At 61.5% G+C, this 13,070-nt stretch carries 13 protein-coding genes; all 13 read right to left on the bottom strand.

Annotated elements, in window-relative coordinates; genetic code table 11:
* Window positions 1-7: 7 nt before the first annotated feature.
* Window positions 8-1,027 (bottom strand): flagellar motor switch protein FliG, encoded by a 1,020-nt coding sequence (fliG, locus tag HX830_RS10875; RefSeq protein WP_100939016.1) that lies wholly within the window; start codon window positions 1,025-1,027, stop codon window positions 8-10.
* Entirely contained in the window at window positions 1,020-2,807 is a 1,788-nt protein-coding gene (fliF, locus tag HX830_RS10870; RefSeq protein ID WP_103495960.1) for a flagellar basal-body MS-ring/collar protein FliF, read from the bottom strand. Before fliF ends, fliG begins: the two co-directional genes overlap by 8 nt.
* Before the next feature lie 21 nt (window positions 2,808-2,828).
* The gene (gene fliE / locus HX830_RS10865; RefSeq protein ID WP_103495961.1) at window positions 2,829-3,158 is read right to left on the bottom strand and encodes a flagellar hook-basal body complex protein FliE; all 330 of its coding nucleotides are present in this window, start codon (window positions 3,156-3,158) and stop codon (window positions 2,829-2,831) included.
* Between the two features lie 132 nt (window positions 3,159-3,290).
* Entirely contained in the window at window positions 3,291-4,703 is a 1,413-nt protein-coding gene (fleR, locus tag HX830_RS10860) for a sigma-54-dependent response regulator transcription factor FleR (protein WP_177100120.1), read from the bottom strand.
* Window positions 4,700-5,899, bottom strand: a complete 1,200-nt coding sequence (locus tag HX830_RS10855) for a sensor histidine kinase (RefSeq protein ID WP_256350458.1) — start codon at window positions 5,897-5,899, stop codon at window positions 4,700-4,702. The genes fleR and HX830_RS10855 overlap by 4 nt, the downstream gene beginning before the upstream one ends.
* Window positions 5,900-6,027: 128 nt before the next feature.
* A complete protein-coding gene (locus tag HX830_RS10850) occupies window positions 6,028-7,503 on the bottom strand; it encodes a sigma-54 dependent transcriptional regulator (RefSeq protein WP_103495964.1) in 1,476 nt (491 codons plus the stop codon).
* Between the two features lie 171 nt (window positions 7,504-7,674).
* Window positions 7,675-7,971 (bottom strand): flagellar protein FliT, encoded by a 297-nt coding sequence (locus HX830_RS10845; RefSeq protein ID WP_177100116.1) that lies wholly within the window; start codon window positions 7,969-7,971, stop codon window positions 7,675-7,677.
* 10 nt (window positions 7,972-7,981) lie between these two features.
* Window positions 7,982-8,377, bottom strand: coding sequence for a flagellar export chaperone FliS (gene fliS / locus HX830_RS10840; protein WP_177100114.1), 396 nt, complete (start codon window positions 8,375-8,377; stop codon window positions 7,982-7,984).
* 131 nt (window positions 8,378-8,508) lie between these two features.
* Window positions 8,509-9,933 (bottom strand): flagellar filament capping protein FliD, encoded by a 1,425-nt coding sequence (gene fliD / locus HX830_RS10835; protein WP_177100112.1) that lies wholly within the window; start codon window positions 9,931-9,933, stop codon window positions 8,509-8,511.
* A gap of 82 nt (window positions 9,934-10,015) precedes the next feature.
* Window positions 10,016-10,387: a flagellar protein FlaG gene (locus HX830_RS10830; RefSeq protein ID WP_177100110.1), complete on the bottom strand. Its 372-nt coding sequence runs from the start codon at window positions 10,385-10,387 to the stop codon at window positions 10,016-10,018.
* 73 nt (window positions 10,388-10,460) lie between these two features.
* Window positions 10,461-11,312: a flagellin domain-containing protein gene (locus HX830_RS10825; RefSeq protein ID WP_177100108.1), complete on the bottom strand. Its 852-nt coding sequence runs from the start codon at window positions 11,310-11,312 to the stop codon at window positions 10,461-10,463.
* Between the two features lie 192 nt (window positions 11,313-11,504).
* Entirely contained in the window at window positions 11,505-11,774 is a 270-nt protein-coding gene (locus tag HX830_RS10820) for a hypothetical protein (protein ID WP_152738491.1), read from the bottom strand.
* On the bottom strand, window positions 11,771-13,063 hold the full coding sequence (locus tag HX830_RS10815; protein WP_177100106.1) for a motility associated factor glycosyltransferase family protein: 1,293 nt from the start codon (window positions 13,061-13,063) through the stop codon (window positions 11,771-11,773). The genes HX830_RS10820 and HX830_RS10815 overlap by 4 nt, the downstream gene beginning before the upstream one ends.
* Window positions 13,064-13,070: the final 7 nt, after the last annotated feature.

Below are 13,070 nucleotides of genomic sequence, written 5' to 3'. Positions count from 1 at the left end.
TTGATCCTTAGATCATCTCTTCGCCGCCCTTGCCACCGAGCACGATCTCTCCGGCTTCGGCCATACGGCGGGCGATGGTAAGGATTTCCTTCTGCGCGGTCTCCACGTCGCTGACGCGAACCGGACCCTTGGCTTCGAGGTCGTCGCGCAGCAGTTCCGCCGCACGCTTGGACATGTTCTTGAAGATCTTTTCCTTGACGCCTTCGTCGGAGCCCTTGAGCGCCAGCACCAGCACGTCCGAAGACACTTCGCGCAGCAGCGCCTGGATACCGCGGTCGTCGACGTCGGAGAGGTTGTTGAAGACGAACATGAGGTCTTCGATCTGGGTCGACAGGTCCTCGTCGACTTCGCGGATCGAGTCCATCAACTGGCCTTCGATCGAGCTGTCGAGGAAGTTCATGATGTCCGCGGCACGCTTGATACCGCCCAGGGTGGTCCGGGCCGCGTTGGAGTTGCCGGAGAACTGCTTCTCGAGAATCTGGTTGAGTTCCTTGAGGGCCGCCGGCTGCACAGTGTTCAGCGACGAGACCCGCAGGATGATGTCCAGGCGCACCTTGTGGTCGAAGTTGTTCAGCACTTCGCCGGCCTGGTCGGGGTCGAGGTACGCCACGACGATCGCCTGGATCTGCGGGTGCTCGTAACGGATCACATCCGCCACCGCCCGCGGTTCCATCCACTTGAGGCTGTCCAGGCCGCTGGTGTTGCCGCCCAGCAGGATCCGGTCGATCAGGCCGTTGGCCTTGTCTTCGCCCAGGGCCTGGGTCAGCATCTTGCGCACGTAGTCATCGGAGCCGACGCCCAGGCTGGTCTGGTCGCCGACGATCTCGACGAACTCGCTCATGACCTGCTCGACCTGCTCGCGGTGCACGTTGCGCATCTGCGCCATCGCCACGCCGACCCGCTGGACTTCCTTGGGGCCCATGTGGCGCAACACTTGTGCAGCATCCGTGGAGCCCAGCGACAGCAGCAGGATCGCGGCTTTGTCGACCCGGGTCAGCTTCTGGTTGACGGCGGCGTTATTACTCATCGGCGTTAATCCACTCTTTGACGACCTGTGCCACACGGCCCGGATCTTCGGCTACCAGACTCTTGATGGCGTTCAGCTGTGCGTCATAACCTTCACTCGGGCTCGGCAGCAGGATGCTCTGCGGACCGCCCAGGCTGACGCGGTCGTTGGCCAGTTCGCCATCCAGGCCGCCCATGCCACCGAGTTCGACGTCGCCGCCAAAACCGGCCAACTGCTTGCCCTTGCCGCCATTGGTGATGTTGTTGAGTACCGGACGCAGCACACCGAATACCAGTACCAGGATGAACAATACGCCCAGTACCTGCTTGACCACATCCCAGAACCAGGGTTGCGAGTAGAACGGAATATCGGCGATCACTTCCCCGCGCTCGGCGGAGAACGGCACGTTGATCACGCTGACGCTGTCGCCGCGGCTGGCCTCGAAACCGACGGCATCCTGGACCAGGCGGGTGAAGCGCGCCAGTTCGTCGGCGCTCCACGGCGAACGGGTGGTCTCGCCATTGGTCGGGTTGATCTTGACCTGATCGTCAACCACCACCGCCACCGACAGACGGGTCACGCGACCTTGCTGTTGCTTGGTGTGGCTGATGGAGCGATCCAGTTCGAAGTTCTTGGTCGATTGTTGACGCTTGTCCGCCGGATACGGCGCCAGCATCGGTTGGCCGGTGGCCGGGTCCATGATCTGCTGGCCGTTGGCATCGAGCAGCGGCTGGCCGGCGGCGATGGCGCCGGAAGAAGCCGCTGCGCCGCCGGTGGTCTGCGGCGCGGTGGCCGGGCCTGGCGGTTGGTTGCTCAGAGCACCCGGCACGCCTTGTGGGCCGCTGCTGGCGGTGCGCTGTTCGGTGGTCGACTGTTCGCTGCGCAGCGCCGGCTGGTCAGGGTTGAATTGTTCGGAGGTCGACTCGACCGCGCTGAAGTCCACGTCGGCGGAGACTTCGGCCTTGTAGCGATCGTTGCCCAGCACCGGTTGCAGGATGTTGTGCACCCGCTGGGTGAGCATGCTTTCCATGCGCCGGCTGTAATCGAACTGCTTGCCGGCCATGCTCAATTCAGAATTTTGCGCCTGGTCGGAGAGCAGGTTGCCTTTCTGGTCGACGACGGTGACCTGCGACTTGCTGAGTTCCGGAACACTGGTGGCCACCAGATTGATAATCGCGAGCACCTGTCCGGGCTCAAGGGTGCGGCCGGAATACATCTCGACCAATACCGAAGCGCTGGGCTTGCGCTCATCGCGAACGAACACCGAGCTTTTCGGGATCGCCAGGTGCACGCGGGCGGCCTTGATGTTGTTCAGGCTGGAAATGGTCCGCGCCAGTTCGCCTTCCAGGCCGCGCCGATAACGGGTCGCCTCCATGAACTGGCTGGTGCCCAGGCCCTGGTCCTTGTCGAGAATTTCGAAACCGATGTTGCCGTCGCTCGGCGTCACGCCGGCGGCGGCCAGCTTGAGGCGGGCGCGGGACACGTCATCGGCTTTGACCAGCAGCGCGCCGGAGTTCGGCTCGACGGTGTAGGGAATATCCGCCGCCGCCAGGGTTTCCATGACCTGCTTGGCATCCATACCGGCCAGGCTGCCATACAGCGGCCGGTAGTCAGGCTGTTGGGACCACAACACCACGGCAAAGCCGATCGCCACGCTGGCCGCCAGGCCGACCATCAGGCCAACCTGACGGAGCATGGTCATTTCGGAAAGATTTTCCAGAAAGGACAACCCGAACAGCGGCGGTTTACCGTCTGCGGGGCCGGACTTGGCCGGTACGTTATCGGCGAGAACTTCTGCCATGACTATTTACGTCCCTAACCCTTAGACCGGCATCTGCATGATGTCTTGATACGCCTGGACCAGCTTGTTGCGCACCTGGGTCAAGGCCTGGAACGAGACACTGGCTTTCTGCGAGGCGATCATGACGTCCGTCAGGTCGACACCGCTCTTGCCGATTTCGAACGCCGTGGACAGCTGGCCAGAGGCTTGCTGCACGTCGTTGACCTTGTTGATGGCATTGCCGAGCAAATCGGAAAAGCTGCTGCCACTGACTTCCGGCGCGGCCACAGCCGATTTGGGTTGAGCCATGGCATCCATTTGCATGGAGCGCATGTCCAGCATCAATCGATTAAATTCAACACCCTGGCTCATGAACGTCTCTCTCCGGCGGCCTGCATTTTTTTGACACTTGTGCAGCTGTTAGTGAAGGGTTAGCAACAAGGGTGCCAGCTCCTTGTCGTTCTCGAACAAAATCCGATACACGACGCACAAGCCCGAATCGGCCTAGCTGGCAAACAGATAGGCCTCGACATCCATTCCGGCATCGCGCATCTGCGCCAGTTTGTAGCGCAGCGTACGCGGGCTGATACCCAGTCGCTCGGCGGCCTCCTTGCGCCGCCCGCGCTCGGCGCGCAGGGTGTCGATGATCATCTGGAATTCGCGCCGACGCAGGTCGTCGCCCAGGCCACCCGCCTGCTCCCCCGCTGCCGCCTCGACCAGCACCGGCTCGCCGACAGACGGCCGGTTGGTCAGCGCGAGCCCTGGCAGCGGCGCCGCGCCGACCGGGCCGGCCAGGCAGAAATCCTCGGCCTGGATCAGCCCCCCCTGCTGCAGGATCAGCGCCCGCTGGATCGCATTGTCCAGCTCGCGCACATTGCCCGGCCACGGATAGCCGATCAGACAAGCCTGCGCCTGGGCCGACAGTCGAACAGAGGCATGTTTCATTTTGGCGCTGTGCTTGGCAAGTAGACGTTCGGCCAACGGCAGAATATCGGCGGTACGCTCGCGCAACGGACGCCAGGCCAGCGGAAAAACCGACAGGCGATAGTAAAGGTCTTCACGGAAGCGTCCCGCCGCCACTTCTCCCGCCAGGTCGCGGTTGGTGGTGGCCACCACGCGGATATCCAGGGTGATCGGTTTGCGTGCACCGACCCGCTCGACCTCGCGCTCCTGGAGCACACGCAGCAGCTTGGCCTGGAGACCCAGGGGCATTTCGGAAATCTCATCGAGCAGGATAGTCCCGCCATCGGCCTGCTCGAACTTGCCGGCCTGGGCCGCGATGGCCCCCGTGAACGAGCCCTTTTCGTGGCCGAACAGGGTGGCCTCAAGCATATTGTCGGGAATCGCCGCGCAGTTGATGGCGATAAACGGCTGGCTGGCACGGGGTGATTGCTGGTGGATATACCGCGCCAACACCTCCTTGCCGGTGCCGGACTCGCCAGAAATCAGCACCGTCGAATCGCTGCGCGCCACCCGCGCCGCCAGCTCGAGCAACTGCGCACTGGCCGGCTCCGAGGCGATCGGCCCCTCGCTGTCTACCGCGCCCGGCTGCCCCAGGGCATGCCGAGCCACCAGATCGAGCAGGGCCTTGGGCTCGAACGGTTTGACCAGGTAATCGGCCGCGCCCTGGCGCATCGCATCCACCGCCCGCTCCACCGCCCCGTGGGCGGTCATCAGCAATACCGGCAATTGCGGCTGGCGCGCGCGCAGCAGGCCGAGCAACTGATGCCCGTCCATGCCCGGCATATTGACGTCACTGATCACCAGGCCGAACGACTCCGCGGCCACTGCCTCCAGTGCTTCCTCGGCCGAACCGACCGCGTGGAACCGATGCCCGGCCAGCAGCAAGGTATCGGCCAGCGCCTCACGCAAGGCATGATCGTCCTCGACCAGCAGGACCTTGAGCAGCGGTCTCATTGTTGAGCCTCCTCCATGGCGCCAGGAATCAGCGGCAGGCAGACCATCGCACAGGTGCCACGCCCCAGCCGCGATTGTAATTGCATGTCACCCTGATGCGCCCGGGCAACGGCCTTGACCACCGCCAGGCCGAGGCCGGTGCCGGTGGTCTTGGTGGTAAAGAAGGGTTCGCCCAGGCGCAGCAGCACGGTCGGGTCGATACCCGAGCCATTGTCACTGACGCACAGGCGCAAGGTCGCGCCACGGGCGTACAGGTGCACCTTCAGGCGCACCTGGCCGGTGGTAGCCTGCTGGGCGTTTTCGATCAGGTTCAGCAGCGCGCCCACCAGGGTGTCGCGATTGCACAGCAACTCACCGACATGACTGTCGCACTGCCAGCGCACCGAAGCTCCCTGGACATGGGTCTGCGCCGCTGCCTGCAGCGCCTGCATCAAGCCATTGGGCGTCAGCCGATCGGTCAGCGGCAGCTCGCCACGGGCGAACACCAGCATATCGCGGACCTGGTGCTCCAACTCGTGCAGGCGCTCCTTCAAGCGCCCGGCAAAGCGTTGCTGGGTCTCGACCGGCAAGGCCTGCTCGGCGAGATGGCTGGCATAGAGCAAGGCCGCCGAGAGCGGCGTACGGATCTGGTGCGCGAGGGACGCAACCATACGTCCGAGCGAGGACAAGCGCTCGTGCCGGGCCAGTTGATCCTGCAGGCGACGGGTTTCAGTCAGGTCATTGAGCAGCACCAACTGACCCGGCTCGGCATCCAGCGAGCGGGTGGAGATCGACAGACGCCGACCGTCCTTGAGGGAGATTTCATGACCGTCGTCTTCACGTGGAGCAAAGCAACGAGCGATCACCTGACGCCAGAGCTCGCCGACCAGAGGCAGGCCGAGCAACTCCCGGGCCGCCGGATTGGCTTCGCTGACGATCCCCAGGGAATCGATGACGATGACCCCGCCCGGCAACAGGTCGAGCAGGTTCTGCAAACGATTGGCCAAGCGCTCTTTTTCCGCCAGTTCGGCCATGCGCTGGGCGCTGACCACGGCCAGCTCGCCCTTGAGCTCGGTGACCCGGGCCTCAAGCAGGCTGTAGGAATCGTTGAGTTGCGTCGACATCTGATTGAACAGCGAGAAAGCCTGCTCCAGACCCAACCGACCGGCCTGCTCGACGGACGACGAAGATCCCGAGGCTTCAGGGACAGGTGACATCGGGGCGGCTTGGGGCATGGTGCTCTCTCGCTTGGCTGACCGTCATTTAAACGGAACGTTACAAGAGACTTAGCAATACCCGTGCCGAAAAAAAACCAGCCATTTTTCAGCAGCTTGAAAAACAGGCGTCAATCATCCGCCTGTTCATCACCCTCGCGACGGCTCATCCCGTACTTGCGCATCTTCTCCACCAGGGTGGTGCGACGGATACGCAGGCGCTCGGCGGCGCGCGCCACGATGCCATTGGCGTCGTCCAGCGCTTGCTGGATCAGGCCCTGCTCGAGGCCACCGAGGTAGTCCTTGAGGTCCAGGCCTTCGGGCGGCAGCATTGCCGAGGTGGTGAAGTCCGGGGTATGGCCGTTGATCGCGACCCGCTCTTCGAGATCGCTGCGCAAGCTGTCCACCAGTTGCTCGTCTTCGTCATCGACGTAGCGGAATTTCTTCGGCAGTTCGGCGACGCCGATCACCCCATACGGATGCATGATCGCCATGCGCTCCACCAGGTTGGCCAGTTCGCGGACGTTGCCCGGCCAGGCGTGACGGCACAGCGACATGATCGCCGCCGAATTGAAGCGAATGGAACCGCGCTTTTCGTGTTCCATGCGCGAGATCAATTCGTTCATCAGCAACGGAATGTCTTCGACCCGCTCACGCAGCGGCGCCATCTCGATGGGGAACACGTTCAGGCGGTAGTAGAGATCTTCACGAAAGCTGCCGACCTCGATCATGCTTTCGAGGTTCTTGTGGGTGGCCGCGATGATGCGCACATCGATGCTCTGGGTCTTGTTGCTGCCCACGCGCTCGAAGGTCCGCTCCTGCAGCACGCGCAACAGCTTGACCTGCATCGGCAGCGGCATGTCACCGATCTCGTCGAGGAACAGCGTACCGCCGTTGGCCAACTCGAAACGCCCGGCACGGGTGGTGATAGCCCCGGTAAAGGCGCCCTTCTCGTGACCGAACAGTTCGCTTTCCAGCAACTCGGCCGGGATCGCCCCGCAGTTGACCGGTACGAACGGCGCATCGCGGCGCTTGGAGTGATAGTGCAGGTTGCGCGCCACCACTTCCTTGCCGGTGCCGGACTCGCCAAGGATCAGCACGCTGGCGTCGGTGTCGGCCACTTGCTGCATCATCTGGCGCACATGCTGGATGGCACGACTGGTGCCGACCAGGCTGCGGAACAGGTTGGGCTCGCGCTGACGGCCGCGCTCACGGGCCTGGTCATACATCTCGCGATAGACCTGGGCGCGGTGCAGGGAGTCGAGCAACTTGCTGTAGCTGGGTGGCATCTCCAGGCTGGACAGGACCCGGCGACGCTGGTCTTCGGGCAGGTCGGCAGAAGAAATTTCGCCGAGAAGCAACACGGGAAGGAACTCATCCCAGGTTGACAGTGTCCTAAGCAAGCCTGTCAGTCCGCTCACGGCATTGACCGTCCCGATCAGGACGCACAATACCTCACGACTGGACGACAAGGGGCCGACCATCTGCTGCCAGTCATCGCTGGTGCAGGAAATATTTTCTTCGCCGAGAAAATTTAAGATCACCGCCAGGTCGCGGCGGCGAACGCTATCGTCATCGATCAGCAGAATTTTGGTTTCACGCCACATGCAATAGCAACTTCCCTAGTCAACTCGATGCCCGGTATGGGTGGGGCAAGCTAGACATCCGAGGCCGGACAGGGCCTCCAAGGACGACTGAAATCTGGAAACAGCACTAGTTAAGTCAAAAAAGCGTACATAGTCAAATTTATGGCGCAATACGGTTCGATTAACCCAACATTAACCGAACAGATGGTAAACCTTTGCGGCGTTCCTTGCTTGCTGGATCTTCGACATCTCATCGACTATTGACTGACGCTCCCCCATGGCCGCCTCCAGCAACATGCGATAGACGTGCAGCAACTCTTCCAGCTTGACACGCAATGCATCCTCGTCCAGACCCGTCTCGCCCAACACATCTTCCATGCAAGCGCGGCAGGCAAGGTCCAGCTGGGTGATGGCCTCCCAGTCACGCTCGGCCAAAGCCTTTACCAGGGCTTCGCGGGTTTCTTCGATACGCTGCAGTACGAGACTCATGATGCACTCCTTAGAACTGCGGACCCGGCGGTGCGATAGCGTCCCAACCTTCCTTGACCGTTGTCAGCAGGCCGGCGACTTCGTCGAGCATCCCGATGTCCGACTTTACATTGGCTTGCAGCAGGCGCGTCATCATATAGGCGTAAAGACTGTCCAGATCGCTCAGCGAATCGGCTGACTTTTCCAGGTCCAGGCCTTCGCGCAAGCCACCAACAATATCGATGGCCTTGCCGATGGCGACACCCTTGGCGGCGACGTCCTTGCGCTCGATGGCGCCTTTGGCCTGGGCGATGCGATCCAGACCACCTTCCATCAACATCTGCACCAGACGGTGAGGACTGGCCTCGGAGGTCTGTGCCTGGGCTCCCACCTTCTGGTATTGCCGAAGGGCCAACATCGGATTCATGTTCTACCTCATTGCCACTCAAGAGTTCGTATAGGAAGTGTATCGCCTTTGAGTCATAAAACTTTAGACCCGGAAAACAAAAACCCGGCAAGCGGTCAGCGCAGCCGGGTTTTTGGCGTGGACGCCGGGGATCAGCCCGACTTCTGCGCGTCCAACGAGGTGAAGAACGATGTGATGCTGCTGGCGGTCGCCTTCAACTGCCCGACCAACAGGTCCATGGCGTTGTACTTGGCCGTCAGGGTAGCGGTCAGGCTGGTGACATGCAGGTCCAGCGCCGCCTGCTGATTGGTCAGGTCACTGGACTGGGTGTTCAGGCTGTCACTGCGCTGATCGAGCACACCGCCGGTCTGGACATAGGGGGCAATCGCCGCGGTCATCCGCGCCAACACACCGTCCGCGCCGGCGTTGGCGGTGGTACCGGTAAACAGCGTCTGCACCTGACCACTCAGGCCATCAGTGGTCATGGCCCGGTTGAACGTCGTGGAGTTGAAGTTCAGGTTACCCGTAGTCGGATCAGTCCCTACACCCAGTTGCGAGAGCACCGCCAACTGACTACCCGGCCCAGGCGTGGTAAGCACGCCACGGATACTGGAAATCAGGGCGCGAGGCAAAGAGTCACCGGTGAACGCCGCCGGCTGGTTATTACCACTGGAATCGGTCGTTGCGGTACTGAGGGTGCCGATGGTCGTCATCAGGCTGTTGTAGGCGTTCACAAACGTCTGGATAGAACTCTGCAGACCGGTGGTGTTGGTACCCACGGTGACCGTGGAACTCGACCCCGCCGAGAGCAGATTCAGTGTCAGGCCACTGACGGCCCCGGTGACGGTATTGGTCTTGCTGGTGACCGCCAGGCCATCAATGGTGATTGATGCATCCTTGGCCAGACCATTGACCGCCCCGGTGCTGGTAGCCGTCGGGGGATTGGCCATCGCCTGGGTGCCATCGATTTCCAGGCCGGCAATACCGCTGACCGACAAGTCGGAACCGGCGCCGGTGGTGGTGGAACCGAACACAAGACGCGAAGCACCGCTACTGTCGGTCACGATGTTGGCGGAAATACCGTTGCTCGCCAGCGTGGAGTTGACCGCGTCACGGGTGCTCTGCAGCGTTGCATTGGCCGGAATGGTGACATTGTAATTAGTGCCATTTTGAGTGATGGTCAGGGTACCACTCGGAATGGCACTGGTCGCACCGCCGGAAAAAGCAGCACTGGAAACCTTCGAACTCGTGGCGAGGTTACCCACCTGGATATTGTAGTTACCGGCTACCGCGGTATTGTCAGTGGTGGCCGTCAATACGGACGGCGATCCGGAGGTTGCCGAGAAGCCAGCGAACTGCGGAGTAGTCGTGCTATTGAGGGCGGCCAGCGCGGTCTGGAAGGTCGTCAGCGCACTTTTCAGCGAACCCACACCAGAAAGCTTAAGCGTAACGCTTTTTGTCGAGGTATCTATCTGAGTCTGGGCGGCCGCTTTATCGGAGCCGACCAACGCGTTCACGATCGAGGTGATATCCAGGCCGGAACCCAGGCCCACAGACGGTGAAATTGGACTTGCCATGTTTATCTCCCTTCAATTTGCAGTCAGTCTTTTGACCCCTATCAGCGCCAAAAGTACCTGCACACACGATTCATGCCAGCTGTCAGGCTTTCGCGTCAAACAGCACACTACTCGCTGAACTCAAACTGTCAGCCAGTTTCAAGGCTTCCGCCGTAGGGATCTGTCGGATCACTTCACCACTGTCACTGGCGATCACCTTGACCACGACTTGCCCGGAGTGCTCGTCGATGGAAAATTCCAGGTTGCGCTTGATCGATTGAACGAACTTCTCGATATCCTGCACAGCCTGCTTGAGTCTGCCGGAAGAATCCGAATCCTTGCTGGTGGCCGAAACGGGTGTTACCGGATCCGCCTGAGGCGCCGCCGTGGCCGATACCGACTTGTCAGCAACAGGACTGGAACTGGCCGGCGCAACAGCTGGGTAAGACAGACTAAGCTTTACACTCATGTCCATATCTATCACCTCTCAACGTGAAAAAGCGAGAGAGTGTGACAAGCACACCCCCCCGCCAAAACTCATTCCGAAATTACTGAAGCAGCTTCAGTACAGCGGAAGGCAGTTGGTTGGCCTGAGCCAGAACCGAGGTAGAAGCCTGTTGCAGGGTTTGTTGCTTGGTCAGTTCAGCGGTTTCAGCGGCGAAGTCGGTGTCTTGTACGCGACCCTGTGCAGCGGTCACGTTCTGAGTCACGTTGTTCAGTACGTCGATGGTGCTGGTCAGACGGTTTTGCGAAGCACCGAGGTTGGCACGGGTAGCACCGATGGCAGCGATTGCAGCGTCGATCGCGGTGATCGCGTTATCAATGTTGGAAGCTGCGGCGGCGCTGGTAGCACCGGTCAGAACCAGAGTACCGCTGTCCACGGACAGGCTGACGGCGTCGAACTTGGAGCTCAGGGTCAGGCTGATCTGGTTGGCGGTACCGGTGTTGGAACCCACTTGCAGGGTAACTACGCCAGCCGAACCGTTCAGCAGGAACTTGCCGTTGATCTGGGTGCTCGCGGAGATACGAGTCAATTCGTCCGACATCTGGGCGAATTCAGAGTTGGTTGCGGTCTGGTCGGCGGTGCTGTTGGTACCGTTACGGGCTTGAACAGCCAGTTCACGCATACGCTGCAGAATGTCGGTGTCGGTTGCCATCGCGCCGTCGGCGGTCTGTGCCAGGGAGATACCGTCGTTGGCGTTTTTGATCGCAACGGTCTGACCACGGATCTGGCTGGTCATACGAGTAGCGATCTGCATGCCAGCGGCGTCGTCAGAAGCGCTGTTGATTCGCAGACCGGAAGACAGGCGCTCCATGGCGGTGGAGAGAGCACCGGCGGCCTTGTTCAGGTTCTGTTGGACACCCAGGGAAGTGGTGTTGGTATTTACGCTCAAAGACATGACGAAATCCTCGTTGGTTGGGTACTGCGGCTTCCGGCCCTGGCAAGCGCCGGGTATGGCCTAGAGAACCTTCGTAATAGTTATCGTCGGGATTGCAAGTTGCTTGAGGGCTTTTTTCAAAAATTTTGCCATCACCCTGCCACCCCTTTGAAAACAAGGGCTTGGCGCCCTGTTCCAGGAGGAAAAATGACGTCAGGGAATTGCCGCCGACTCCAGCAGCCCCACCAGTTCGTACTCCATCCAGTCGGCCAGCCCCAACCAGTCCTGGGATTCCTGGCAAACCAGCATTCGGGTCAGCAGTTGCGCCCACTGCTGCCGAACCTCCCCAGGCGCGCTCGCCAACGCCAACTGCGCGGCATCGAACACCTCGACCATGTTCAAGGCCGCCTCCACATCACGACCCAGACGAAACAGCCCGGCGCATTCGCGGGCATCCTCGACACACTGCGCCAGCCGGCTCATTGGACAAACTCCTGGTCGAACCCGGTACCGACGATCTGCGCCCCTGCCCTGCTGCTGTTGAGGAATGCCACCTGCGGGTGACGGGCGATATAGCGCTCCAACTCCACCAGGTAACGACGGAAGTTCAACTGCGTCCTGACCCGTTGCCCCTGGCCGTCCAGTACCCAGTGCTGCGCCAGCTCGACACCCGGGCCGAGATCGCCATCCTTCCAGCCCGCATGGGTCTTGTTCATCGGGAAGGCGAAGTCGGCGCCGAACAGGGTGATGCGCGCCGCGCCCATCTTCACCGCCAGGTCGACCGCCGGGTGCAGCACGCTGCCGCCGACGAACAACAGGCCGCGCCGACACCGCTCACGTACCGAGGCATAGATCGGACTGATGGAATAGCCGCCGTAACGCGGGCCTTTCCAGGCGTGCAGCACCTGGGGATCGCTCATCGGCATATAGACCAGGGGAATACCGTCGGACGCTTCGACGGGCAAATGCCGGAAACCGATGCGCTGGTCGATGCTGACCACGATATCCGGCCGGATCCCCTGCTCACGCAAAGGCCGGTAGGCAGTGTCGACACTGATGAACAACGGCCGGTCCGGCTGCTCGCTGATCGCGCGCAGCTTGGCGAACTGCTGCTCCAGCGTCGGCCCGGTGCCGATCACATAGATATGCTGGCCCGGACGCGTCGCAAACAGCTCGGAGACATCGCGGTCCGCGCCAAACACCTCGCGGGTGTCCAGCAGACGCTGGACGATAACCGCGGACTGCGGATCGAACTCGCGATTATTGAAGGTCAGGTGTACTTCGCCGACCAGACGATCACGCATCCGCGCATTGCAATCATCGGCCAGCACCAGTTCGGCCGGCAGGGCAAAAAACGGCAAGAGAATCTCGGGATGGTCGGCGGCGTAGCTCAGATCGACCCGAGGATCGGTCAGCCAGGATTGCTGATCCAACAGCCCCAGCACCAACTTGAACAACGCGCCATTGAGGACATGGACACACAGGCGTTTCAGGGTCGGGCGCTCCAGCAGGATCTGTTGCAGATCGCCCAAGCCGGTGCCGTAAAGGTGCAGCAAGTCGCTGTCCGGCGGCAGACTGGCGGCCTGCAGGCGGGCCTCGGCGACGCGATCATGCCGACTGGTGAGCTGGATGCCACCCACGCTCAGGGTCGAGCCCAGCCCTTCCAGCAGTTCGACCGGCAACGACTCGCTGTCCTCGGCCAATAGCCGCGCCAGCAAACCCGGCCAACGGTCGCCGATGACCTGCAGATTCTGCTCGAAACTTTCGCTCATGCCGCCG

The organism is Pseudomonas gingeri (genome assembly GCF_013385425.1).
GTDB classification, from domain to species: domain Bacteria; phylum Pseudomonadota; class Gammaproteobacteria; order Pseudomonadales; family Pseudomonadaceae; genus Aquipseudomonas; species Aquipseudomonas gingeri_D.
Note: the sequence above shows the minus strand (reverse complement) of the source record. Positions and strands in the feature narration are given on the sequence as shown.

Excerpts from the sequence above, each read along its gene's own strand:
- fliS (WP_177100114.1), bottom strand. The coding sequence starts at position 8,377 with ATGAATCCGATGTTGGCCCTTCGGCAATACCAGAAGGTGGGAGCCCAG.
- HX830_RS10845 (WP_177100116.1), bottom strand. The coding sequence starts at position 7,971 with ATGAGTCTCGTACTGCAGCGTATCGAAGAAACCCGCGAAGCCCTGGTA.
- HX830_RS10850 (WP_103495964.1), bottom strand. The coding sequence starts at position 7,503 with ATGTGGCGTGAAACCAAAATTCTGCTGATCGATGACGATAGCGTTCGC.
- HX830_RS10855 (WP_256350458.1), bottom strand. The coding sequence starts at position 5,899 with ATGTCACCTGTCCCTGAAGCCTCGGGATCTTCGTCGTCCGTCGAGCAG.
- HX830_RS10820 (WP_152738491.1), bottom strand. The coding sequence starts at position 11,774 with ATGAGCCGGCTGGCGCAGTGTGTCGAGGATGCCCGCGAATGCGCCGGG.
- HX830_RS10830 (WP_177100110.1), bottom strand. The coding sequence starts at position 10,387 with ATGGACATGAGTGTAAAGCTTAGTCTGTCTTACCCAGCTGTTGCGCCG.
- HX830_RS10825 (WP_177100108.1), bottom strand. The coding sequence starts at position 11,312 with ATGTCTTTGAGCGTAAATACCAACACCACTTCCCTGGGTGTCCAACAG.
- fliE (WP_103495961.1), bottom strand. The coding sequence starts at position 3,158 with ATGAGCCAGGGTGTTGAATTTAATCGATTGATGCTGGACATGCGCTCC.
- fliF (WP_103495960.1), bottom strand. The coding sequence starts at position 2,807 with ATGGCAGAAGTTCTCGCCGATAACGTACCGGCCAAGTCCGGCCCCGCA.
- fliD (WP_177100112.1), bottom strand. The coding sequence starts at position 9,933 with ATGGCAAGTCCAATTTCACCGTCTGTGGGCCTGGGTTCCGGCCTGGAT.
- fleR (WP_177100120.1), bottom strand. The coding sequence starts at position 4,703 with ATGAGACCGCTGCTCAAGGTCCTGCTGGTCGAGGACGATCATGCCTTG.
- HX830_RS10815 (WP_177100106.1), bottom strand. The coding sequence starts at position 13,063 with ATGAGCGAAAGTTTCGAGCAGAATCTGCAGGTCATCGGCGACCGTTGG.
- fliG (WP_100939016.1), bottom strand. The coding sequence starts at position 1,027 with ATGAGTAATAACGCCGCCGTCAACCAGAAGCTGACCCGGGTCGACAAA.